General features: G+C 70.7%; 23 protein-coding genes. 16 read left to right on the top strand and 7 right to left on the bottom strand.

Going from position 1 to position 22,183, the window contains the following annotated elements; translation table 11 throughout:
* Nucleotides 1-54 precede the first annotated feature (54 nt).
* Both HCT63_RS03780 and HCT63_RS03785 read left to right on the top strand, forming a co-directional pair.
* Nucleotides 55-531 (top strand): YbjN domain-containing protein, encoded by a 477-nt coding sequence (locus HCT63_RS03780; RefSeq protein ID WP_167002317.1) that lies wholly within the window; start codon nucleotides 55-57, stop codon nucleotides 529-531.
* A 32-nt stretch (nucleotides 532-563) separates the two neighbouring features.
* Nucleotides 564-1,280: a Clp protease N-terminal domain-containing protein gene (locus HCT63_RS03785; RefSeq protein ID WP_167001441.1), complete on the top strand. Its 717-nt coding sequence runs from the start codon at nucleotides 564-566 to the stop codon at nucleotides 1,278-1,280.
* A 2-nt stretch (nucleotides 1,281-1,282) separates the two neighbouring features.
* On the opposite strand, the gene HCT63_RS03790 is transcribed toward HCT63_RS03785, so the two are convergent.
* A complete protein-coding gene (locus tag HCT63_RS03790) occupies nucleotides 1,283-2,293 on the bottom strand; it encodes an NAD-dependent epimerase/dehydratase family protein (RefSeq protein ID WP_167001442.1) in 1,011 nt (336 codons plus the stop codon).
* Nucleotides 2,294-2,372: 79 nt separating this feature from the next.
* On the opposite strand from HCT63_RS03790, the gene HCT63_RS03795 reads away from it, so the two are divergent.
* Together HCT63_RS03795 and HCT63_RS03800 are read left to right on the top strand one after the other, a co-directional pair.
* A complete protein-coding gene (locus tag HCT63_RS03795) occupies nucleotides 2,373-3,122 on the top strand; it encodes a phosphoglyceromutase (protein WP_167001443.1) in 750 nt (249 codons plus the stop codon).
* Between the two features lie 3 nt (nucleotides 3,123-3,125).
* Nucleotides 3,126-3,935, top strand: a complete 810-nt coding sequence (locus HCT63_RS03800) for a sulfite exporter TauE/SafE family protein (RefSeq protein ID WP_167002319.1) — start codon at nucleotides 3,126-3,128, stop codon at nucleotides 3,933-3,935.
* A 94-nt stretch (nucleotides 3,936-4,029) separates the two neighbouring features.
* Here HCT63_RS03800 and phoU read toward each other — a convergent pair whose 3' ends face one another.
* Nucleotides 4,030-4,677, bottom strand: coding sequence for a phosphate signaling complex protein PhoU (gene phoU, locus HCT63_RS03805; protein ID WP_167001444.1), 648 nt, complete (start codon nucleotides 4,675-4,677; stop codon nucleotides 4,030-4,032).
* Nucleotides 4,678-4,810: 133 nt separating this feature from the next.
* On the opposite strand from phoU, the gene HCT63_RS03810 reads away from it, so the two are divergent.
* The 3 genes from HCT63_RS03810 to HCT63_RS03820 all read left to right on the top strand — a co-directional run bounded on the left by HCT63_RS03810 (nucleotide 4,811) and on the right by HCT63_RS03820 (nucleotide 7,542).
* Nucleotides 4,811-5,992 (top strand): ATP-binding protein, encoded by a 1,182-nt coding sequence (locus HCT63_RS03810; RefSeq protein WP_243842870.1) that lies wholly within the window; start codon nucleotides 4,811-4,813, stop codon nucleotides 5,990-5,992.
* A complete protein-coding gene (locus HCT63_RS03815) occupies nucleotides 5,989-6,669 on the top strand; it encodes a response regulator transcription factor (RefSeq protein WP_167001446.1) in 681 nt (226 codons plus the stop codon). Before HCT63_RS03810 ends, HCT63_RS03815 begins: the two co-directional genes overlap by 4 nt.
* Before the next feature lie 78 nt (nucleotides 6,670-6,747).
* On the top strand, nucleotides 6,748-7,542 hold the full coding sequence (locus tag HCT63_RS03820; protein ID WP_167001447.1) for a deoxyribonuclease IV: 795 nt from the start codon (nucleotides 6,748-6,750) through the stop codon (nucleotides 7,540-7,542).
* A 7-nt stretch (nucleotides 7,543-7,549) separates the two neighbouring features.
* On the opposite strand, the gene HCT63_RS03825 is transcribed toward HCT63_RS03820, so the two are convergent.
* On the bottom strand, nucleotides 7,550-8,143 hold the full coding sequence (locus HCT63_RS03825; RefSeq protein WP_167001448.1) for a hypothetical protein: 594 nt from the start codon (nucleotides 8,141-8,143) through the stop codon (nucleotides 7,550-7,552).
* A gap of 266 nt (nucleotides 8,144-8,409) precedes the next feature.
* Here HCT63_RS03825 and HCT63_RS03830 point away from each other — a divergent pair, with 266 nt between their 5' ends.
* Together HCT63_RS03830 and nirD are read left to right on the top strand one after the other, a co-directional pair.
* A complete protein-coding gene (locus HCT63_RS03830) occupies nucleotides 8,410-8,895 on the top strand; it encodes a CarD family transcriptional regulator (RefSeq protein ID WP_139086947.1) in 486 nt (161 codons plus the stop codon).
* Between the two features lie 141 nt (nucleotides 8,896-9,036).
* The gene (gene nirD / locus HCT63_RS03835; protein WP_167001449.1) at nucleotides 9,037-9,390 is read left to right on the top strand and encodes a nitrite reductase small subunit NirD; all 354 of its coding nucleotides are present in this window, start codon (nucleotides 9,037-9,039) and stop codon (nucleotides 9,388-9,390) included.
* On the opposite strand, the gene ispF is transcribed toward nirD, so the two are convergent.
* A complete protein-coding gene (gene ispF / locus HCT63_RS03840; protein ID WP_167001450.1) occupies nucleotides 9,374-9,853 on the bottom strand; it encodes a 2-C-methyl-D-erythritol 2,4-cyclodiphosphate synthase in 480 nt (159 codons plus the stop codon). The genes nirD and ispF overlap by 17 nt on opposite strands.
* Nucleotides 9,854-9,875: 22 nt before the next feature.
* Entirely contained in the window at nucleotides 9,876-11,126 is a 1,251-nt protein-coding gene (locus tag HCT63_RS03845; RefSeq protein ID WP_167001451.1) for a peptidase C39 family protein, read from the bottom strand.
* Between the two features lie 46 nt (nucleotides 11,127-11,172).
* On the opposite strand from HCT63_RS03845, the gene cysS reads away from it, so the two are divergent.
* From cysS to HCT63_RS03860, 3 genes are all read left to right on the top strand, one after another.
* Nucleotides 11,173-12,618, top strand: coding sequence for a cysteine--tRNA ligase (cysS, locus tag HCT63_RS03850; protein WP_167001452.1), 1,446 nt, complete (start codon nucleotides 11,173-11,175; stop codon nucleotides 12,616-12,618).
* Nucleotides 12,618-13,562 carry a 23S rRNA (guanosine(2251)-2'-O)-methyltransferase RlmB gene (gene rlmB / locus HCT63_RS03855; protein WP_167001453.1) on the top strand — a complete coding sequence of 315 codons (945 nt, stop codon included), beginning with the start codon at nucleotides 12,618-12,620 and terminating at the stop codon, nucleotides 13,560-13,562. The genes cysS and rlmB overlap by 1 nt, the downstream gene beginning before the upstream one ends.
* Before the next feature lie 76 nt (nucleotides 13,563-13,638).
* Complete coding sequence (locus tag HCT63_RS03860) at nucleotides 13,639-16,179, top strand: carboxylate--amine ligase/circularly permuted type 2 ATP-grasp protein (protein WP_167001454.1); 2,541 nt, start codon at nucleotides 13,639-13,641, stop codon at nucleotides 16,177-16,179.
* Nucleotides 16,180-16,348: 169 nt separating this feature from the next.
* Here HCT63_RS03860 and HCT63_RS03865 read toward each other — a convergent pair whose 3' ends face one another.
* Nucleotides 16,349-16,894 (bottom strand): hypothetical protein, encoded by a 546-nt coding sequence (locus HCT63_RS03865; protein ID WP_167001455.1) that lies wholly within the window; start codon nucleotides 16,892-16,894, stop codon nucleotides 16,349-16,351.
* A gap of 53 nt (nucleotides 16,895-16,947) precedes the next feature.
* On the opposite strand from HCT63_RS03865, the gene HCT63_RS03870 reads away from it, so the two are divergent.
* The 3 genes from HCT63_RS03870 to HCT63_RS03880 all read left to right on the top strand — a co-directional run bounded on the left by HCT63_RS03870 (nucleotide 16,948) and on the right by HCT63_RS03880 (nucleotide 19,187).
* Nucleotides 16,948-17,871 (top strand): ABC transporter ATP-binding protein, encoded by a 924-nt coding sequence (locus HCT63_RS03870; protein WP_167001456.1) that lies wholly within the window; start codon nucleotides 16,948-16,950, stop codon nucleotides 17,869-17,871.
* Nucleotides 17,868-18,665 carry an ABC transporter permease gene (locus tag HCT63_RS03875; RefSeq protein WP_167001457.1) on the top strand — a complete coding sequence of 266 codons (798 nt, stop codon included), beginning with the start codon at nucleotides 17,868-17,870 and terminating at the stop codon, nucleotides 18,663-18,665. Before HCT63_RS03870 ends, HCT63_RS03875 begins: the two co-directional genes overlap by 4 nt.
* 102 nt (nucleotides 18,666-18,767) lie before the next feature.
* Nucleotides 18,768-19,187: a tetratricopeptide repeat protein gene (locus HCT63_RS03880; protein ID WP_208322256.1), complete on the top strand. Its 420-nt coding sequence runs from the start codon at nucleotides 18,768-18,770 to the stop codon at nucleotides 19,185-19,187.
* Nucleotides 19,188-19,215: 28 nt separating this feature from the next.
* Here the strand turns inward: HCT63_RS03880 and HCT63_RS03885 are convergent, their stop codons facing one another.
* On the bottom strand, nucleotides 19,216-20,400 hold the full coding sequence (locus HCT63_RS03885; protein WP_167001458.1) for a helix-turn-helix domain-containing protein: 1,185 nt from the start codon (nucleotides 20,398-20,400) through the stop codon (nucleotides 19,216-19,218).
* Between the two features lie 89 nt (nucleotides 20,401-20,489).
* Here HCT63_RS03885 and HCT63_RS03890 point away from each other — a divergent pair, with 89 nt between their 5' ends.
* Nucleotides 20,490-22,142, top strand: a complete 1,653-nt coding sequence (locus HCT63_RS03890; protein ID WP_167001459.1) for an FAD-binding dehydrogenase — start codon at nucleotides 20,490-20,492, stop codon at nucleotides 22,140-22,142.
* Nucleotides 22,143-22,183: the final 41 nt, after the last annotated feature.

The raw sequence follows: 22,183 nt of genomic DNA on the forward strand, positions 1-22,183 counted from the left end.
GGAGGGGATGCAGTGGACGACACGAAGGACGCGCCCTGGGCGGCTGCGGCGACGATCCGGAGCGCGCTGGCCACAGCCGAGCTCGAGCACACCGAGTTCCGACCGGGCGTCTTCGAGATCACGCTTCCAGGGGTGCGCAAGCTCCAGACGACCTGCCGGCTTGAGGTCGGTGACCACGCCCTCGGCGTACACGCCTTCGTGGCACGTCGGCCCGACGAGAACCACGAAGCCGTCTATCGCTGGCTGCTCGAGCGCAACCTGCGGATGTACGGGGTGGCCTTCGCGGTCGACAGTGCGGGGGACATCTACCTCGACGGCCGCCTGCCGCTGCACGCGATCACCGAGGACGAGGTCGACCGCATCCTCGGGTCGGTGCTCACGTATGCCGACGAGTCGTTCAACACGATCCTCGAGCTCGGTTTCGCGACGTCGATCCGCAAGGAGTGGGAGTGGCGGGTCTCGCGAGGCGAGTCGACCCGCAACCTCGAGGCGTTCCGGCACCTGCTCGAAAATGAGTCAACTCAGGGTTGACGCCCAGGCATTCGTCAACATACGGTTGACGAATGCCTGAAGAATCCCGCACGCAGCTCCCTGTCCGCCTCGACGACCTCATCGACGCCGTCAAGCGCGGCTACGACAACCCGCTCGACCAGCTCTCCAGCGCAGTGGTCGCCGCCGAGAGCCTCGGAGATATCTCCGACCACCTCATCGGTCACTTCGTCGATCAGGCCCGTCGCACCGGAGCATCGTGGTCCCAGATCGGTCAAAGCATGGGGGTCAGCAAGCAGGCCGCGCAGAAGCGGTTCGTCGCGCGACCGGCCACCGACGCAGCACCTACGCTCAACCCGGCCGCCGGCTTCAGCCAGTACTCCGCGCACGCGCGGCAGGTGGTCGTGGGTGCGCAGGAGCTGGCTCGTACGGCGGGCCACGACCAGATCCGCCCCGCGCATCTCGTGATCGGGCTCCTCGATCGATCCGACGCGACGGCGTCGCAGGCGCTCGCGGCGCAGGTCGATCTCGAGGCGCTCCGGAGCGCCCTCGTCGTGACCCTGCCTGATCCGGTCGCCGTCGTTCCCGCGCTGATCCCGTTCGACGACGACGCGCGCCGGGCTCTCGAGGCAACCTTCGCGCATGCCCAGGGGCTCGGCGCCACCCAGATCGGGACCGAGCATGTGCTCCTGGCACTCCTCGACAACGCCGCCGTCGCGGACGCCCTCGCGGCTGCCGGGGCTGATCCGGCCGCGGTCGACGAGCAGCTCCGCGCGAGCGCGGCCGGCTGAGCTCAGCCGACTGATCCTCGCACGCGTGCGAGGATCAGTCGCTCGGTCTCGGCGTCGATCCCGGACGGCTGGCGCTCGGGGTGCGCCGACGTCGGCCGACCCTCGGCCTGCAGCCAGGCCCAGGTGTCCGCGACCGTCTCCTCGATCGGCCGACAGCGCAGACCTGCCTCGTACGCGGCGCGGGTGTCGCTCTCGTGCAGGCCGGCCAGGTCTCCGGTCGGCGGCACCCAGATCGGGAGGTCACTCCAGCCGGTGATCCCTTCGGCGGCGAGCACCTCGGGCGGCGCCCACACCAGCGATGCGTCCGCTCTGGTCGCCGCGACGCATGCGTGGAGCAGGGCCTGCGTCGTCGTGTGTCCGGGCGGGCTGACTGCGTCGACGACACCGCCCGTCTTTGCCTCGGCGCAGTCGAGCATCCACGCGGCGAGGTCGCGACCGTCGACGTACTGCAGCGGCCGGTCGGCCGGCCCGGGCGCGAGCACCTCTCCGCCGCGTGCGACCCGCTCGAGCCACCACGGCAGCCGCCCGACCTGCTCGTACGGGCCGATCACGAGCCCGGCGCGAGCGACGAGCGCCCGCTCGCCGAAGGCGTCGAGCACCGCCAGCTCGGCGCCACGCTTGGCGGCGCCGTAGTCGCTCGCGTCGTCGATGTCCGGATCACCGTCGACGACCGGCGCGGACTCGTCGGCCCCCGGGGCCGGTGGCCAGGCGTACACCGACCGGCTCGACACGTAGCCGTAGTGCGCGACGCGGTCGGCGAGCAGACGCGCTCCCGTCCGTACGGTGCTCGGCTCCTGCGACCACGTGTCGAATACCGCGTCCCAAGAGTCGTCGCCCAGTGCAGCCGCGACGGCCGCCGGGTCGCGCCGGTCGGCGTACCGGGCGTCGACACCGTCGGCAGGCGGGCCGCTGGTCCCGCGGGTCAGCGTGGTGACCTCGTGCCCACGGGCGAGCGCCTCCTCCACCGCGGCCCGTCCGACGTGGTGGGTTCCTCCGAGCACGAGCAGTCTCATCCGCCCACCCTCGTCGGCCGCCGTCTCGCGGGCAAGGTGTTCTGCCGTGGGCAGACGAGCCGTCGCTAGGCTGAGACGCATGAGCCCGTACACCTTGATCCTGCTGCGCCACGGCGAGAGCGAGTGGAACCAGAAGAACCTCTTCACCGGCTGGGTCGACGTTGACCTCACTGAGAAGGGCGAGGCCGAGGCGCGGGCCGCCGCGCCCCTGCTCGCCGAAGCAGGGCTCTTCCCCGACGTCGTGCACACGTCGCTGCTGCGCCGCGCGATCCGCACCGCGCAGATCACGCTCGACGGCATCGACCGCCATTGGATCCCTGTGCGCCGCTCGTGGCGACTCAACGAGCGCCACTACGGAGCGCTCCAGGGCAAGGACAAGAAGGCCACCCTTGAGGAGTACGGCGAGGAGCAGTTCATGCAGTGGCGTCGCTCGTACGACGTCCCGCCGCCGCCACTGCCCGAGGACGCCGAGTACAGCCAGTTCCACGACATCCGGTACGCCGACCTGCCGCCGGAGGTGCGTCCTCGTACGGAGGCGCTCGCGAACGTGCTCCACCGGGCCCTGCCGTACTGGTACGACGCGATCGTCCCCGACCTGCGTGTCGGCCGTACGGTGCTGGTGGCCGCGCACGGCAACTCCCTCCGCGCGCTCGTCAAGCACCTCGACGGACTGTCAGAGGAGGCCGTCGTCGGTCTCAACATCCCCACCGGAATGCCGCTGCTGTACGAGCTCGACGAGGACATGCGTCCGCTCACGTCCGGCGGCCGCTACCTCGATCCCGAGGCTGCTCGGGCCGCTGCGGAGGCCGTCGCCAACCAGGGGCGCTGACCTCTGTCCGTCCTCGAGATGGCGCTGGTCCTCCTCGCGGGGGTCGGTGCCGGAGTCATCAACACCGTCGTCGGGTCCGGCACGCTCATCACGTTCCCGACGCTGGTCGCGTTCGGCGTGCCGCCGGTGACGGCGACGATGAGCAACGCCATCGGACTCGTGCCTGGCAACGTGACGGGCTCGTTCGGCTACCGCCGGGAGCTGGCCGGCCAGGCGTTCCTGGTCAAGCGCCTGCTCCCGGCGTCGCTGCTCGGTTCGGTCGTCGGCGCCTACCTGCTCCTGCACCTGCCGGAGGACGCGTTCATCGCCGTCGTGCCGGTGCTGCTCGTGCTCGCGCTGGTGCTCGTCGTCGTGCAGCCGCCGCTGCAGCGCTGGTTGAAGGCGAGGCGTGAAGCCTCCGGGGCCGCTGCCGTCACGCTCGACACGATGAGCGTGCCGCGGAAGGCCGCCGTGGCCGTGACGGTGTTCCTGTCCGGCATCTACGGCGGCTACTTCGCGGCGGCGCAGGGGATCCTCCTCATGGGCGCCCTCGGCCTGCTGGTACCCCTGGCGCTGCAGCGGATGAACGCCCTCAAGAACGTGCTCGTGCTCGGGGTCAACGTCGTGTCAGCGACCACGTACATCGTCGTCGCGACCTGGGGAGGTGGCACGCACGAGCTCGACTGGACGGCGGTCGGCCTCGTCGCCGCCGGCTCGCTGGTCGGCGGTGTGATCGGGGCAGGGGTCGGGCGCCGCCTTCCACCTGCGCTGCTGCGGGCCTGCATCATCGTGCTCGGCCTCGTCGCGCTGTACAACATCCTCGGCATGCGCTGACCGCCCCGCCGCCTCCTCCGCGATTTGACGCCCTTCCCACGTAGTGCGGGCGCGACTCGGTGGGAAAGGCGTCAAATCGCGGGGGCGGGCAGGGTTAGGCCTGCGGGACCTCGCCCGTGACCTGGTAGACGACGCGACGCGCGATCGACACCGCGTGGTCGCCGGTGCGCTCGTAGTAGCGCGAGAGCAGTGCGACGTCGACCGCCGCCTCCACGCCGCCGTCCCACTCGGCGTCGAGTAGGTTGCGGAACATCCGGCGATAGAGCCCGTCCATCTCGTCGTCGGCGGCCAGCAGCGCCGCGGCCGCATCGAGGTCGTGGGTCCCGAGCACGATCGCGACCGACTCCAGCATGCCTTCGGCGACACGTGCCATCTTCGCGATGATGGGCCGGGCCGACGGCGGGACGGCGGCCTCGGGCATCCGCATCCGGGCGAGCTTGGCGACGTGCACGGCGAGGTCGCCGATGCGCTCGAGGTCCCCGGCGATGCGTAGCCCGGCGACGACGCGGCGCAGGTCGGTCGCGACCGGCTGCTGCGTCGCGAGCAGCGAGATCGCGTCGCTCTCGCACGACTCCCGGGCGGCATCGATCACCGCATCGCCGCTGATCACGGTCTCGGCGGCACCGAGGTCACCGTCGAGGAGTGCCGTCGAGGCCCGGGTGAGCGAGAAGCGCACCGCGGTCGTCATCGCCACCAGGTCAGCGTCCAGGGCATCGAGCTGGTCGTCGTAGAAGTCACGCATGCTCCGCAACCTAGGACCGCCCGGTGAACCCCTCCCGACCTGCGGTGAACGGCGGGTGAACTCTCGCGGAACCGCGGTCGCCCCGGAGCGCGAGAGGCCGGGTGCGTCGCAGGCGAGTGCGTACGATCGAGATGTGGATCCGAACATCGCGTTCGCGTTCGGCACCACGGTGGGCCTGCTGCTCGGGGCCGGCGTGGTGTGGGCGTGGCGCTACAGCGAGCGCCAGCAGGAGGACGTACCCGACCGTCCCGACCCCGAGGTGCCGGCCGGCGCCGACGACGTCCTCGCCGTCCTGCGCTCCTCGGTCGTCATCGTCGACGCTGCCGACCGGGTCGTGAAGGCCTCCGCCCCGGCCCACGCGATGGGACTCCTCCAGGACACCCGCCTCGAGAACGCGATGCTGCGCGACCTCGTCCGGCTGGTCCGGCGCGACGGGCAGGTGCGTGAGGAAGAGCTCGCCCTCGGCATCGGGCGCGGTGGCCAGCGGCACGTGCTCGTCCGGGTCGCGCCGCTGACCTCACGTCTGGTGCTCGTGCTGGTCGAGGACCGGACCACCGAGCGCCGCGTCGAGATGATCAGGCGTGACTTCGTCGCCAACGTCAGCCATGAGCTCAAGACCCCGGTCGGCGCGCTCAACCTGCTCGCCGAAGCCGTCGCGGAGGCGCGTGACGACCCGGAGGCGGTCGTCCGATTCAGCGGCCGCATGAAGCGTGAAGGGGCCCGCCTGACGCGCCTCGTCCAGCAGATCATCGAGCTCTCGCGGCTGCAGGGCGACGCGCTGGTCGACGACCCGTACGAGGTCGACGTCGCCGCGATGATCGCGACCGCCGCGGAGCGCAACGCCGTCGATGCCGAGGCCCGCGGCATCGAGCTCACGACTCGCTGCGACGACGAGCTCTTCGTCCATGGCGACGGGGAGCAGCTGCTCCAGGCCGTCAACAACCTCGTCGAGAACGCCGTCGCGTACTCCGAGGGTGACACCCACGTTGCGGTCGACGCCGCCGCTGCCGGTGACGAGGTCAGGATCACCGTGCGCGACCAGGGTGTCGGTATCCCCGAGCCCGAGCTGGAGCGGATCTTCGAGCGCTTCTACCGGGTCGACCCGGCGCGTGCCCGCAGCACGGGCGGCACCGGTCTCGGCCTGTCGATCGTCAAGCACGTCGCCGCCAGCCACGCGGGCTACGTCGAGGTCTGGAGCGAGCCCGGAGAGGGTTCCTCGTTCACGCTCGTCCTGCCCGCCTCCGCCCGTACCCGCGAGCACGACGAGACCCGCTCGCGTCCTGAGCCCGAACCGATCCAGGAGGTCCGACCGTGACCCGTGTGCTCGTCGTCGAGGACGAGGAGAGCTACATCGACGCGCTCTCGTACGTCCTGCGCAAAGAGGGGTTCGAGGTCGCGGTGGCGACCGACGGGCACGCCGCCCTCGAGGAGTTCGACCGCAGCGGCGCCGACATCGTGCTGCTCGACCTGATGCTGCCGGGGATCAGCGGCACGGAGGTGTGCCGCAAGCTGCGCGCCTCGTCCTCGGTGCCGGTCATCATGGTGAGCGCGAAGGACTCCGAGGTCGACAAGGTCGTGGGGCTCGAGCTCGGGGCCGACGACTACGTCACCAAGCCGTACAGCCCGCGCGAGCTCGTCGCCCGCATCCGTGCCGTCCTGCGCCGCGGCGGTGAGCAGGACGCTGGTGGCGACGCGGCGCTCGAGGTCGGGCGGGTCCGCATGGACGTCGACCGGCACGTGGTGACCGTCGACGGCCAGGAGGTACGCCTGCCGCTCAAGGAGTTCGAGCTGCTCGAGCTGTTCTTGCGCAACGTCGGCCGGGTGCTGACGCGCGGGCAGCTGATCGACCGGGTGTGGGGCTCGGACTACGTCGGCGACACCAAGACGTTGGACGTCCACGTCAAGCGCCTGCGGGCCAAGATCGAGCCTGATCCGTCGCGTCCTTCGACGTTGGTGACCGTACGAGGGCTCGGCTACAAGTACGAGGCGTAGGTCTCGACAGGCTCGACCGTCGGGAGGGGTCTCGACAGGCTCGAGCGGCTTGTCCGCGGGGGGTTCTAGGCTGGGCGCATGAAGACCCGCATCGGGACCCACGTCGACCAGGAGCACCCGTTCGACGACGCCGCGCGTGTCGGGGCGGACGTCGTCCAGCTGTTCCTCGGCAACCCGCAGAGCTGGAAGTGGCCGCAGTACGAGTACGCGGGCGGGGCCGACGCCCTGCGTGACGACGCGGAGGCCAAGGACATCCCGCTGTACGTCCACGCCCCCTATCTGCTCAACGTCGCGAGCCTCAACAACCGCGTCCGCATCCCCAGCCGCAAGCTCGTCCAGAACGCCGTGGACGGTGCCGCCGCGATCGGCGCAAAGGGGGTGATCCTGCACGGCGGCTACGTCGACTCCGAGGCCGATCTCGACAAGGGCTTCGACAACTGGCGCAAAGCCGTGGAGGCGATCGACGCGAAGGTCCCGATCCTCCTCGAGAACACCGCCGGCGGCGACTACTCGATGGCGCGGCGCTTCGACCGCATCGCGCGGACTTGGGAGGCGATCCAGGCCGGCGGTGCGGGAGATGCGTGGGGGTTCTGCCTCGACACCTGCCACGCCTGGGCGGGCGGCATCGACCTCGACGGCATCGTCGACCGGATCAAGGGCGTCACCGGACGGATCGACCTCGTCCACTGCAACAACAGCCGCGACGCGTTCGACTCAGGCGCCGATCGTCATGCCCACCTCACCGAGGGCACGATCCCGCCGGACCAGCTCGTGGAGGTCGCCCGTCAGGCGCAGGCGCCCGTGATCATCGAGACGCACGCCGACGACATGACCGGCGACGACATCAGCTGGCTGCGCGAACAGCTCGGCTGAGCTGGGGTCAGTTGCCCTCGGCCTCGTCGGTGGCAGCGGACTGGTCGGGCGCGATGCCCTCCTCTTCCTGCTGCTCGGCATCGGCCTGCTGCTCGGCGCCCTCGGCCTCGGCCGGGGCCGGGGTGGCCACCGAGTCGTACATCGCCGTGCGGGTCACGATCGGGACCTGCATCTCGACGTCACCCGCGTTGGCGAAGGTCAGCGAGATGTTGAGGAACTGCCCGGCGAAGAGCTCGTCTCCGGCGATCACGGCCTGCGGCTTCGTGCCGAGGTGGGCCAGGCGGCGGACGGGAACGGCGAAGGGACCCTCGAAGGTCACCTCGACCGGCGTGCCCGCGAGCGTCGCTGCGTTGATGGTGGTGAGGCTGTCGCTCTGAAGCGCCTGGTTGACGAGGCCTGCGGACAGGGTCGCCGTGCCGTCCTCGTTCTTCACGAACAGCGCGTTGAGCACCTCGACGTCGGTCGAGCGGTTGTTGGTGCCGATCGCTGCTTGGTAGACCGCGCTGGTCTGTGCGTTGAACCCGGTGCCACATCCGGCGAGGGTCAGGGCGAGGCCTGCGACGACGGCGGTGACGAGAGCGCGGCGGGAGCGAGTGAGCACAGCCCGACCCTTTCGTGAAGGAGAACAGCGTAGGTGAGTGCCGCGTTGAGCAGCGCGGACGCACGGCACGACGCGGACCTGGACAGCGTATCTTCGGGCGCTCCGTGACGTGCGGTGAGGTCGGTCGAGAGCACGTTCACGCGCGTGCGCCTGCCACCGAGATGTCGCTTTGTCAAGTCACGATTCGGCCTCTGACCTGCATAAACGAACCGGCTGGCGTTGGGGGCCCGTGTTATCCTAGTCACCTAAGAAAGGGCTATGGACATATGACTTTCACTGTTGGCGAAACGGTTGTCTACCCCAATCACGGTGCGGCGGTCATCGAGGACATCGAAGTCCGGACGATCAAGGGCGAGGAGCGTCAGTACCTCGTACTCCGCATCGTCGCCCAGAACGATCTCGTCGTACGGGTGCCGGCGTGCAACCTCGACCTGGTCGGTGTGCGCGACGTGGTTGACAAGGACGGACTGGACCGGGTCTTCGGTGTGCTTCGGGCAGAGCATGCTGAGGAGCCCACCAACTGGTCGCGTCGCTACAAGGCAAACCTCGAGAAGCTCCACTCCGGCGACGTCATGAAGGTCGCCGAGGTCGTCCGCGACCTGTGGCGCCGTGAGCGTGACCGCGGACTCTCCGCCGGTGAGAAGCGGATGCTGGCCAAGGCGCGCCAGATCCTCGTCTCCGAGCTGGCGCTCGCCGAGAACACCAACGAGGACAAGGCCGAGACCCTCCTCGACGAGGTGCTCGCGTCCTGAGCCCGGGGTGTGGCCTCGCGCCACGCCAGGTACGCCGAAGCCGCCCCGTCCGACGGGGCGGCTTCGGCGTGCGAGGGGTTTGTTTTCTGTGGCGTATCTTGACGTAATCCTCCCGAAATGCGCAGTGCCTAGCGTCACGTCATGGCGACGTCGAGCGGGGTGGCGACCTGGGTCAAGGTGTGTGACGCGGGGGAGCTCGTCGTCGGCATCGGCGTCTCCGCGCTGATCCGCGGTAAGCAGGTCGCGCTCTTCAAGACCGACGAGCGTTCCCTGCGGGCCGTCGGCAACCGCGACCCCTACGCGGGCACCCAGACGATGGCCCGCGGCCTGGTCGTCCAGCGCGACGGGCACACGCTGCTGGCCGCACCGGCCGGGCGCGAGCTGTTCGACCTGGAGACCGGCCAGTGCGTCGACGACCCGATGACCCGGGTCCCGACCTATCCGGTGCGCGTCGTCAATGGGTTCGTCGAGGTCTGCATCACGACGAGGGGATGACCAAGGCGGTCGCGATCGCGGCAGCGCCCTCGCCCCGGCCGGTCAGGCCGAGCCCGTCCGTCGTGGTGCCTGCGAGCGTGACCGGTGCTCCGACCGCCTCGGACAGGACACGCTGCGCCTCGTCGCGCCGCGAGCCGACCTTCGGTCGGTTGCCGATCAGCTGCACGGCGACGTTGCCGACGGTGAACCCCGCTTCTCGGACGCGGCGCGCGGTCTCGGTAAGGAAGGCGACGCCCGAGGCGCCGGACCAGTCGGGGTCGGCGGTGCCGTAGTTGCTCCCGAGGTCGCCGAGCCCGCTCGCCGACAGGAGCGCGTCGCAGATCGCGTGCGCGACCACGTCAGCGTCAGAGTGCCCGGCAAGACCCGCAGGCTCGTCGGGCCAGTGCAGCGCCGCGCACCACATCGGGCGCCCGACCTCGTACGCGTGGACGTCGGTGCCGATACCGGTACGAGGGATGCTCACCGGTCCATCATGCCGTGGGGCGTCACCAGGTGTGGCCGGGGAGCGACGGGAGGGGCTTGCTCGTACGGATGACGTACGCGACACCGCCGCTGCCGCGCAGCCACGCGCGCTCGAGCTGGTCGCGCCGGTACACCCGCCGCACCGTCGACGCCTTCGACGCGGCGGGATCGTTGACGATCACGGCGCCGCTCGCGGTGAAGCCCCGGATCACGACCAGGTGCCCCGCCGTCGAGCGGATCGGAGCTCCGGACAGCGCGTCGCGGCCGAAGCGGATCGAGACGACGAGCGGGATCCCGGCTTTCACGAACGCCTCGGCGTCGCGCAGCGAAGTGAGCCGGGTGACGAAGGCGTCGGTGCCCCGCGTCCCCGCGTACGCGGTGTTGAACGACCAGTTGCCGGCGCCACGGTAGCGGTGGTCGTACGTGCTGCGGGCGCCGTGCACGACGAAGCGCTGCTTGACGCCCTTGCGGACCCACGCGTACTGGGCCTTCGTCGGGCCCTTGCCGAGGCTGCGCAGGACCATCGTCGTCGCGGTCGGGGAGCACCAGGCCGCGCCTCCGCCGCCGTACTGGCGGTACTGGCCGCGGTGCAGCATCTGCGAGTAGCGGCGCACCGGCAGCTCCACCGTGCGTGTCATCGTGGTCGCAGAGGTGGGACGGCTCGCCTTCGCCGAGGCCGACGCGACGGCGCCGACAGATGTCACCCGGGGCTTGGTGGCTGTGCCCCGAGGGCGCAGCAGCGTCACCCGTACCTGCCACGAGGCGATGCGGTGCCCGCTGTTCGCACGCACGGCGTCGGTCACGACCCGCGCCACGTCGTCGCTCTGCGCGGGGCCCGACCGGCGCTTGTGCGTCGTGTCGCGCTCGGCCCAGCGGGCGACGGTGTCCCAGCTGCCCGTACGGCCGGCGGTTGTCCGGACGCGGACGGAGACCGTGACCGCCGAGCGCGCGGGTGTACGGGCGTTCCACGACGGGATCAGCTCGTCGGCCGCGAAGCCGGTCGAGGCCCACGGCGACGTCCAGCGCGCCGTCTCGTACGTCCGGCCGCCGAGACGCTTGGTGCCGGTGGCGCGGCCGAAGCGGATCGTGCCGCCGCTCACCGTCGTCCCCGCCTCCGCACCCCTCTGGAGCTGTGCGGTCGACGACCAGCGGACCGACGACGCCTGCGCGGTGGCTGCGTGCGCAGGGGCGGTCAGCGACGCTCCCACGACCGCACCGCATCCGCACAGCAGAACCAGGCTCTTTCGGACGATTCCCCCCATTGGCTCCAGCATCCGTCGATGCTAAGGCGGATCAGGCGCAGCCACTACTCTGGTCATCGTGACCGTGCGCCTCTACGACTCTGTGACGATGCAGACTCAGCCCTTCGTGCCCCTCGTCGACGGACGGGTGGGCATCTATCACTGTGGGCTCACCGTCCAGGGCCCGCCCCACCTCGGCCACATCCGCAAGGAGGTGGTCTTCGACGTGCTGCGGCGATGGCTGACGCACGAGGGCTACGAGGTGACGCTGGTCGCCAACGTCACCGACATCGAGGACAAGATCCTCGCGAAGGGCGTCGAGCAGGACCGCCCGTGGTGGGCCGTGGCGTACGAGAACGAACGCGCGCTGCACCAGGCGTACGACGTGCTCGGCTGCCTGCCGCCGACGTACGAGCCGCGGGCCACCGGCCACGTCCCCGAGATCCTCGAGCTCGTCGAGACGCTGATCGACCGCGGGCACGCCTACGTTGCCCCCGACGGCTCCGGCGACGTCTACTTCGACGTGCGGGCGTGGCCCGACTATGGCGAGCTGTCGCACCAGAAGATCGACGACATGCGCGACGCCGAGGACGCCGACCCGCGCGGCAAGCGCGACCCGCGCGACTTCGCCCTCTGGAAGGGGCACAAGGAGGGCGAGCCCGAGACGGCGTCGTGGCCCTCCCCGTGGGGTCGCGGCCGCCCCGGCTGGCACATCGAGTGCTCGGCGATGGCCACGAAGTACCTCGGCTCCGAGTTCGACATCCACGGCGGCGGCATCGACCTGCGCTTCCCGCACCACGAGAACGAGCTCGCGCAGGCGTGTGCGGCGGGCATGCCGTTCGCCCGGTCGTGGATGCACAACCAGCTCGTCCGCATCGGCGGAGAGAAGATGAGCAAGTCCGTCGGCAACTCGCTTCTGGTGAGCGAGGTCGTCAAGCGGTTCCGTCCCGTCGACGTGCGCTACTACCTGGTCGCGGCGCACTATCGCTCGGTCATCGACTACTCCGAGGAGGCGATGACCGACGCCGCGACGACGTACCAGCGGATCGAGGGCTTCGTCCGCCGCGCGACCGAGGTGACCGGTGCCACCACCGACCTCGCCGCGCTCGGTGGGGCGGTGACGCCGGGCTTCGCGGCGGCGATGGACGACGACCTCTCGATCCCGACGGCGCTCGCGCAGGTGCAGGAGCTCGTGCGCGACGGCAACAAGCAGCTTGCGGCCGGCGAGGAGCAGAAGTACGCCCTGGTGAGTACGCTCTCGGCCGTACGGCGCATGCTTGACGTGCTGGGGCTCGATCCGTACGCGCCCCAGTGGGCGAGTGCCGGTGAGGGCAGATCGGCCGAGCGGACCGCGCTCGGCACGCTCGTCGATGCGCTGCTGGAGCAGCGCACCCAGGCACGAGCAGACAAGGACTTCGCGACCGCGGACCGGGTGCGTGACCAGCTCAAGGCAGCCGGCGTCGAGGTCGAAGACACACCCGCAGGACCACGCTGGTCCGTCGGGGCAGAGAGGCAGGAGAGCTGATGGCCGGCAACAGCCAGCGCCGCGGCGCGATCAACAAGAGCAGGAAGGGTCCCGCCGTCGGTACGGGGGGCCACCGCAAGCGCGGGCTCGAGGGCAAGGGACCGACGCCCAAGGCGGCGGAGCGCCCGAACCACAAGAAGTACAAGATGGCGAAGGCGGCCGAGAAGCGCCGTCCGCAGGCGCCGCGCAAGCGCGGCGACGAGGCGGAGTGGGCGGCAGGACGCAACTCGGTCCTCGAGCTGCTGCGCGCCGACGTCCCGGTGGCGACGCTCTACATCGCCGAAGGCATCGACCGCGACGACCGGGTCAGCGAGATCCTGTCGATCGCCGTCGACCGCAGGCTGTCGATCCTCGAGGCGACGAAGGCCGAGCTCGACCGGTTCACCGACCGTGCGGTCCACCAGGGCGTCGCGGCCAAGCTGCCGCCGTACGAGTACGCCGATCCTGACGACCTGCTCACGGCGGCCCGTGAGGCCGACGAGATCCCGCTGATCGTCGTCGTCGACAGCATCACCGACCCACGCAACCTCGGTGCGATCATCCGCAGCGCGTCCGGCTTCGGTGCGCACGGCGTCGTGATCCCCGAGCGGCGCGCGGCGGGCATGACGGCGTCGGCGTGGAAGACCTCGGCAGGCGCCGCAGCGCGAGTCCCGGTCGCGCGGGTGACGAACCTGACCCGCCAGCTCAAGGCGTACGCAGAAGAGGGCCTGATGATCGCGGGCCTGGCCGCTGACGGCGAGATCTCGCTGCCTGACCTCGACCTCGCGGACGGGCCACTGGTCCTGGTCGTCGGGAGCGAGGGCAAGGGTCTGTCGCGGCTGGTCGCCGAGACGTGCGACGTGCTCGTGTCGATCCCGATGGCCTCGTCGCTCGAGTCGCTCAACGCGGGCGTCGCGACCGGCATCGCCCTCTACGCGATCGATCAGCGGCGCGCTCAGGTCTAAAAGGCGGTGGACAGAGGTTTAAAACCCGGACAGCGGTCGTGAGCTGGGCGACTCGGCGGACCCGTACGGTGGCGGGATGACTGCTGAGCTGACCCTGGGTGCAGAAGAAGAGCTGCATCTCATCGACCGCGAGAGGCGCACGCTTTCGGCGTCGGCGCCACAGCTGCTGTCCCGGCTTCCAAGTGAGAGCTTCTCGGCCGAGCTGCAACGGACGACGATCGAGACCAACACCCCCGTCGTCACCGGTCTCGGCGCGCTCCGCGAGGAGCTCGTCAGTCTGCGTAAGCAGCTGATCGCGGTCGCTGATCCTGAAGGCATCGGGATCGCTGCCGTCGGCACGGCGCCGTCGTCGTACGACGAGGACTTCGAGCTCACCGCCAGCGGCCGGTTCGGTCGGATGCAGCAGCAGTACCGGCTCCTCGTCGACGAGCAGCTCATCTGCGGGACGCAGATCCACGTCGGCGTCTCCGACCGCGACCTGGCCGTCGACATCGCGCAGCGGATCGGCCGCGACCTCCCGATCCTGCTCGCGCTCTCGGCGAGCTCGCCGTACTGGAACGGTCAGGACACCGGCTATGCGAGCATCCGGACGATCCTCTGGCAGCGCTGGCCGACCACCGGAGTGCTCCCACCGCTCGGATCGGCGAAGGAGTACGACGCGCTCATCGAGAGTCTCGTCCAGAGCGGCGTGATCGCCGACGCGAAGATGGCGTACTTCGACGTGCGTCCGTCCTCCCACGTGCCGACGCTCGAGCTGCGCGTGAGCGACGCGTGCCCCGTCGTGGACGACGCGATCCTCGTCGCGGGGCTCTTCCGGGCGATGGTGCGGTCCGCCGAGCTCGACATCGAGCGTGGTGTGCCGTACGTCCCGGTCGCCGCGCCTCTCCAGCGCGCCGCCACCTGGCAGGCCGCGCGGGCGGGCCTCTCCGGGACCCTTCTCGACCCGACCACGCATGCCGAGCGAGTCCCCGCCCCCGGCGTGGTGCGATCGCTGATCGAACGCCTGCGACCGGCACTCGAGGAGCTCGGCGACTACGAGGAGGTGGCCGAGCTCGCCGCCAGGACGCTCGTGCAGGGGACCTCTGCGGACCGGCAGCGTGCCGCGTACGCCGAGAGCGGCTCGCTCGACGACGTGATGGACCAGGTCGTCGCCGAGACACAGGGTCCGCCGTCCGGTCTGCCGGCGGACGTTCCTGCGCTGGGGGCGTATCCCGCACGGGCCGGTGACGAGGCGATCGGACTCGGGTCGCGACCCCGCCCCGTCTACAGCGACGTCATCTCCTACGTCCGCGAGCGGAGCCGCGACGATCTCGAGAAGCTCCAGGACCAGCGCGACGCGTGGTCCGACGACGAGGGTCTCACGGTCGTCCTGAACGGTGAGACCAATCGGTTCGACGTCGACCTCGTCCCGCGCATCGTCAACGCGCACGAGTGGGCGATGCTGCGCGACGGGCTCGAGCAGCGCGCCCGGGCGCTGGAGATGTTCCTCCAGGACATCTACGGCGCAGGTCGCGTGATCGCTGACGGCGTCGTCTCGGAGTCGGACCTCGTCGCCTGCCCGGGGTGGCGTGACGACGCCCGGCGGCTGCCGAAGTCGGTGGTGCGGGCGCCGATCATGGGCTTCGACCTCGTACGTGACGAGCGAGGCGAGTGGCGGGTCCTCGAGGACAACCTTCGCAACCCGAGCGGCCTGGCGTACGCCGCGGCTGCACGCGAGATGCTCGACGCGGTGGTCCCGGACATGCCACGACCGGCCGGGCTCGTCGACCCGCACGCGTCCCTGCCGGTGGTCGGCCAGACGCTGCGGGCCTGCGTCGAGCGCGCGGGCGTCGGTGTGGGCGACGAAGGAGCGCTCGTGCTGCTCGCGACCGGACCGTCGAGCGTCGCCTGGTATGAGCACCAGCGGCTCGCCAAGGAGAGCGGCCTCGAGCTGGCGACGAGCGAGGACCTGGTCGTACGCGACGGCCGGGTGCGGCTCGTCGACGGTGACCGGGCGGTGGACGGGATCTACGTCCGTCTGGACGACGAGATCGGCGCGCTGCAGACCGAGGACGGACGTGCGCTGGGCGAGGAGATCGTCGACGTGGCGGCGGCCGGGGCCGTCGTGCTCGCCAACGCCCCGGGCAACGGCGTGGCCGACGACAAGGCGACGTACCGCCTGGTTCCCGAGCTCATCGGCTACTACCTCGGCGAGCGGCCGCTGATCGAGTCGGTGCCGACCTACCGCACCGACGACGAAGACGAGCGGCGCATCGTGCTGGAGCGGGTCGGAGAGCTGGTCACCAAGCCGGTCGACGGCTACGGCGGCAACGGCGTGCTCGTCGGTCCGCTCGCGTCCGAGGGCGAGATCGCGCGGCGACGGATGGAGATCGCCGGAAGCCAGGAGGGCTGGGTCGCCCAGGAAACGGTCTCGCTGAGCTCTCACCCGACCCTCGACCACGGGCGGCTCGAGCCGCGTCACGTCGACCTCCGCGTGTTCGTGCACGTGACCGGCACGGAGCCGGGTCAGGTCCAGGCGATCCCGGTCGGGCTGACCCGAGTCGCCGGCCCGCGGAGCCTCATCGTCAACAGCTCGCAAGGTGGCGGCGCGAAGGACACCTGGATCCTTCAGGACTGACGGCGCCCCTCGGCTGCGCGACGTGCGGCGCCCGAGCCCTCCGTACGAACCCCGTCAGACCTGACGGGGTTCGTACGGGAACGTGCGGAGCGTGATCAGGAAGGCCGTACGGACGAGCCATCCCGCATCGCCCGAGGGTCGCGACAGGACCAGAGTCGGCACGGCTGCGTCAGGTTCGACGGCGGCGAGCGGAGGCGATCGCGGTGCCGAGCAGCAGTGCGGCGATCGTCGGGTAGAGCAGGAAGCCGTAGAACGGGGCGTTGATGACGGCCTGGGCGTACAGGCTGTCGCGGAGCTCGCTGCCGATCCGCAGGACCTCGTCGCGGGCGAGGACGATCGCGAGCGTCGGCGCGACCCCGTACAGCAGACCGGCGAGGGCGGGGCCGATCCACGACAGGCGTCCAGCGGCCGCGACGACGAGAAGCAGAGCGGCCCCGGCGGCGACAACGGCGAACGGCCAGAGCGCGCTGTCGGCGCCACTGAAGCGCAGGACGTCGTACCAGTAGCGGGCCAACCCCCAGTCGAACAGGACCAGCGCGACCGGCGGCAGCAGCAGGCCGATCAGCAGGCTGCCGAAGTGGCGGCCGATCGACGAGCCGCCAGAGCTCGGGGAGGGGGTGTAGGGCGAATAGGTGGGCTCGTACGGCTTCGCGATGTCGGTCGTCGGAGACGAGTCATGGCGGGTCGGTGCGGGGGGATCGACCTGTTGAGTCATGCGCGAAAGGCTAGTGGCCGGCAGGTGCAGCCCGTTCGATAGCGTGGGCCGGGATGATCTCCGTTGAAAGCCTCACCAAGACCTTCGGCACCGTGCAGGCCGTCGACGACCTCAGCTTCGAGGTACGTCCCGGCGTCGTCACCGGATTCCTCGGCCCCAACGGGGCAGGGAAGACGACGACCCTGCGGATGCTCCTCGGACTCGTCTCGCCGACTTCGGGGCGGGCCACGATCGGCGGGAAGGAGTACGGGGAGATCCCGCAGCCGGGGCGGGTCGTCGGTGCCGCGCTCGAAGCCGCGAACTTCCACCCCGGCCGCACCGCGTTCGACCACCTGCGCGTGTTCGCTCCGCAGGTCGGTGTCTCCGACCAGCGGTGCCGTGAGCTCCTCGACATGGTCGGGCTCTCCGACTCGGCCAAGCGGCGCGTCGGCGGGTTCTCGCTCGGCATGCGCCAGCGCCTCGCCCTCGCGACGACGCTGCTCGGTGACCCGTCGGTGCTCATCCTCGACGAGCCCGCTAACGGCCTCGATCCAGGCGGGATCCGCTGGCTGCGCGAGCTGCTGCGCTTCTTCGCCGGCCAGGGCCGTACCGTCCTCGTCTCGAGCCACGTGCTCTCCGAGGTCCAGCAGACCGTCGACGACGTGGTGATCATCGCGCGCGGCCAGCTCGTGCACGCCTCGCCTCTCGCCGACCTCGCCGCGCGCGCCGAGCTCCACGTGGAGGTCGTCTCGCCCACCGCCGACGCGTTGAAGGCGGTGCTGGACGCCCAGGGCTGGACGTACGCCCCGGCCTCGGAGAACGGCGTACGAGGGTTCAAGGTGTCCGACGTCGCCGCAGCCCACGTGGGGGCGGCGGCGTTCGCGGCGGGCGTCGAGCTGCACGCGCTGACGCAGCAGGAGGTCGAGCTCGAGGACGTCTTCCTGCAACTGACCGGCCAGACCGACGACGCCCCTGCGGCGCAGGGGGTGGCGGCATGAAGGCGGCACTGACCTCGGAGTACCGCAAGTGGGTCTCGACCCGCATGTGGTGGATCCTGCTGCTCGTCATGGCGGTCTACATGGCGTTCCTCGCCGTCGTCATGGCGTTCTCGGTCACGCTCGAGCCGGTCGACGGCTCCGGCGCGACGGCGATCGGTGGCGTCGATGCAGCGCTGACCGTCTACACGCTCGGCAACGGCCTCGGCTACGTCTTCCCACTGCTGGCCGGCGCGATGTCGATGACGGCGGAGTTCCGCTACCAGACGATCACCCCGTCGCTGCTCGCCGATCCGCGCCGCAGCGTGTTCCTCAGCGCCAAGCTCGTCTCAGCCGCGCTGATCGGCCTGGCGTTCGGCCTCGTCGGGACGCTCTCGAGTGTCGTGGCGGGAGCACCGATCCTCGCCTGGCGCGGTGAGGGCGCGTTCCTCGACACCGGCGATGTGCTCGTGCCGGTGGTCCTGTCAGTCGTGGCGCTCGCGATCTGGGCGTTCGTCGGCGTCGGCGTCGGCACGCTCATCACGAACCAGGTGGCGGCGATCGTCGTCGTGCTGGCGTTCACGCAGTTCGTCGAGCCGATCGTCCGGCTCGGCATGAGCAGCGTCGACATGCTGGAGGGCGCCGCGAAGTTCCTCCCTGGCGCCGCGTCGGAGGCGCTCGTGGGGGCGAGCACGTACGCGTCGCTCGGGATGACCGACCTTCTCGGTCGCCCGGCGGGTGCGCTCGTTTTCCTCGGGTACGGCCTGCTGCTCGCCGTGATCGGGCGATTCACGACGCTGCGCCGCGACATCACCTGATCGCTCCCCGGGTCTGGGGACGGGAGGTCGTACCGTCGGGAATGAGCGCTGGTCCGCCGTCGTTGTGGGCGGTGTATCCAGCCACCGAGGAGGTGCGCCCGCATGACCGAGGACTTCCGTCCCCTGATCCTCAAGCCGATCTTCAATGCCGCGATGATCTCCGAGATGTCGCTGTACGACCGTTTCCGGCGCGCAGAGGAGATGGTGGCGAACCGGCACCCCCGCGACGCCATCCAGATGCTCGTCGGTGTCGTCGAGGAGGAGCCGAACCACGCCGCTGCCTGGGAGCTCCTGGGCCGCGCTTACTTCGCCGCTGCCCTCCTTGAGCCGGCCGAGAACGCCTTCCGGCGTCTGATCGAGCTCGAGCCGACGAGCGGCTGGGCTCACGTGGCGCTCGGGCTGACGCTGGACCGCCAGTCGCGGCACCGCGAGGGCGCGGTCTTCCACCGGATGGCAGCGGTCCTCGACCCTGACCAGGACCGGCGTCCGCAGCTCGTTCCGGCGCAGGAGCCGCAGGGCTGAGCTGGCGCTCTCGTCCCCGATTTGGGCACTAGGCCACTGAATCCGATCCGCGATTCCGTGGCCTAGTGCCCGAATCGGGGACGAGGCCTGGGCTGGTGCGCGCCATGTCGAGGACGAGCCGGTCCCACGGGTCGTCGAGGTCGCGTCCGGTCAGCTCGCGCAACCGCCTCAGCCGGTGCCGTACGGTCTGCGGGTGCAGGCCCAGCGCGTCCGCGGCGGCGGTCGCGCTGCCGTGATCGAGGTAGCCGACGAGTCCGGCGAGGACGTGCGCGTGGGCCGGGTTGAGCAGCGGGCCGAGCACCGCGGGCGCCAGCTCCTCGGCTGCGCCGACGTCCGAGCCGCGCAGCACCGCGAGGGCTAGGACGTCGCCCCAGTCGAGCAGCGGCGACGAGCGGTACGCCCTGGTGGGCGCGTGGTCGAGCGCGCTCGCGACGAGCCGGTAGGTACGGGGGAGCCGGGGCACGGGCACCTCGGTGACGACGCACGCGCGCACTCCTGGAGGTGGTGCGGCGGCTTCGGCGGCGAGGACGACGATGTGGGCGCCGCGGTGGGTGGTGAGAGTCTCGACAGGCTCGACCGGCGGAGGTGCGGCGGGGGTCTCGACAGGCTCGACCGGCGGTGTTGCGGCGAACACGGTGATCGCCAGCCGCGACGGCACGGTGATGCCGAGCTGTGCGGAGCGGTCGGCGAGCGCGGCCCGCGACGTCTGGCGCCCGGCGAGAAGATCGTCGGCGAGCCCGGACAGCGCCCGTTCGCGGTCCTCGTCGAGCGCGGACGCCGCATGCGCATAACCCGCGAACAGCGCCTCGGACAGCGAGTCGACGCCGATGAGCATGGTGCGGTTGAGCGCGGCGAGGTCGTCCACGCCGAGCGTGCCGGCACCGAGTTCGACCACGAGGTCGCTGGCCTCGACGGCGGCGATCCGGTAGGCCCGCAGGATGGCCTGCAACGGCCGGCCGTCGGCTGCCCGGGCGGCGCCGATCCCGCGGAACCGGCGCAGGTCGGCCTCGGTCATCACGGACTCGTCGACCCACAGCTCCACCGTGCGCCGAAGGGCCCAGCCGGTGATCGCGGCGATCTCCTCGCGCTGCGCCGCACTCACTCCTCCGTACGCGGGGATCTCGCGCAGGACCAGCGCGACGACCCGCGCGGTGATCGCCTCGGCGTCGCGTGTCATCGCACGCTGGACGGCGACCCGCTCCTTCGTACCCACCTCGCCATTGTCACTGACTGACAATCGTGATGCGCACTCCGTACGGAACGCATTGCCTGCACGGGCGCCGTACCGCGAGCATGTCGGGCATGGATGCTGATGTGATCGTCGTCGGAGCCGGGCTCGCCGGGCTGGCCGCCACCGCAGAGCTCGTGGACGCCGGCAAGAAGGTCGTGCTCGTCGACCAGGAGTCCGAGGCCAACCTCGGCGGCCAGGCGTTCTGGTCGTTCGGCGGGCTGTTCTTCGTCGATAGCCCCGAGCAGCGGCGCATGGGCATCAAAGACTCGTACGACCTCGCTATGCAGGACTGGATGGGCAACGCCGGGTTCGACCGTCCCGAGGACGCCTGGCCTCGCAAGTGGGCCGAGGCGTACGTCGACTTCGCCGCCGGCGAGAAGCGCGCGTGGCTGCGCGCGCAGGGCCTCAAGATCTTCCCGATCGTCGGGTGGGCCGAGCGAGGCGGGTACGGCGCGGTCGGTCCGGGCAACTCCGTGCCGCGCTTCCATATCACGTGGGGGACCGGTCCAGGCATCGTCGAGCCGTTCGAGCGTCGCGTGCGCGAAGGCGTCGCGAAGGGGCTCGTCACGTTCCGCTTCCGCCACCGCGTCGACGGCCTGACGGTGACCGACGGGGTGGTGACCGGCGTGACCGGTGCCGTGCTCGCGCCCGACGCCTCCCCGCGCGGCGTCGCGAGCAACCGCGACGTCGACGGCGACTTCGCCCTGTCCGCGCAGGCCGTGATCGTGACGTCCGGCGGCATCGGCGGCAACCACGACCTCGTCCGCAAGACCTGGCCCGAGGACCGTCTCGGCAGCCCGCCGGAGGACATGCTGACCGGCGTCCCCGCGTACGTGGACGGCCGCATGCAGCAGATCGCGATCGACTCGGGCGCGCACATGATCAACCCCGATCGCGGCTGGCACTACGTCGAGGGCATCAAGAACTGGGACCCGATCTGGCCCGGGCACGGCATCCGGATCCTGCCGGGTCCGTCGTCGCTGTGGTTCGACGCGCGCGGCAACCGGCTGCCCGGGCCACTGTGGCCGGGGTTCGACACCCTCGGCACGCTCGAGCACCTGCGGACGACCGGTCACGACCACAGCTGGTTCGTGCTCACGCAGAAGATCATCGAGAAGGAGTTCGCGCTGTCGGGGTCGGAGCAGAACCCCGACCTCACCGGACGCGACTGGAAGCAGGTGCTGTCGCGGGTGCGGCCGGGCGCGCCGGGGCCGGTGGAGGCGTTCAAGCAGCACGGCGAGGACTTCGTCGTCGCGGACACGCTCGACGAGCTCGTGGCGGGGATGAACGCACTCACCCCGGAGACACCGCTCGACGTCGACGCCCTGCGGACGCAGATCGAGGCGCGCGATCGCGAGATCGACAACCCGTTCTCCAAGGACATGCAGGTCGTCGCGCTGCGCGGCGCACGCTCGTACCGGGGCGACAGGCTCATCCGTACGGCGTCGCCGCACCGCATCCTCGATCCTAAGGCCGGGCCGCTCATCGCGGTGCGGCTGCGGGTCATCACGCGCAAGACGCTCGGCGGGCTCGCAACCGACCTCGACGCGGCGGTGCTGCGCGAGGACGGCTCGCGGTTCGAGGGCCTGTACGCCGCGGGCGAGGTCGCCGGGTTCGGTGGCGGCGGCGTGCATGGCTACCGCGCGCTCGAGGGGACGTTCCTCGGAGGCTGCCTCTTCTCCGGTCGTGCGGCCGGCCGGACGGTCGCCCGCGCCCTCGGCTGAGCCGTCTGCCGATGGTTGAACCTGTCGAAACCCAGGTTTCG

This window comes from Mumia sp. ZJ430 (assembly GCF_011751845.1).
In the GTDB taxonomy this organism is placed as follows: domain Bacteria; phylum Actinomycetota; class Actinomycetes; order Propionibacteriales; family Nocardioidaceae; genus Mumia.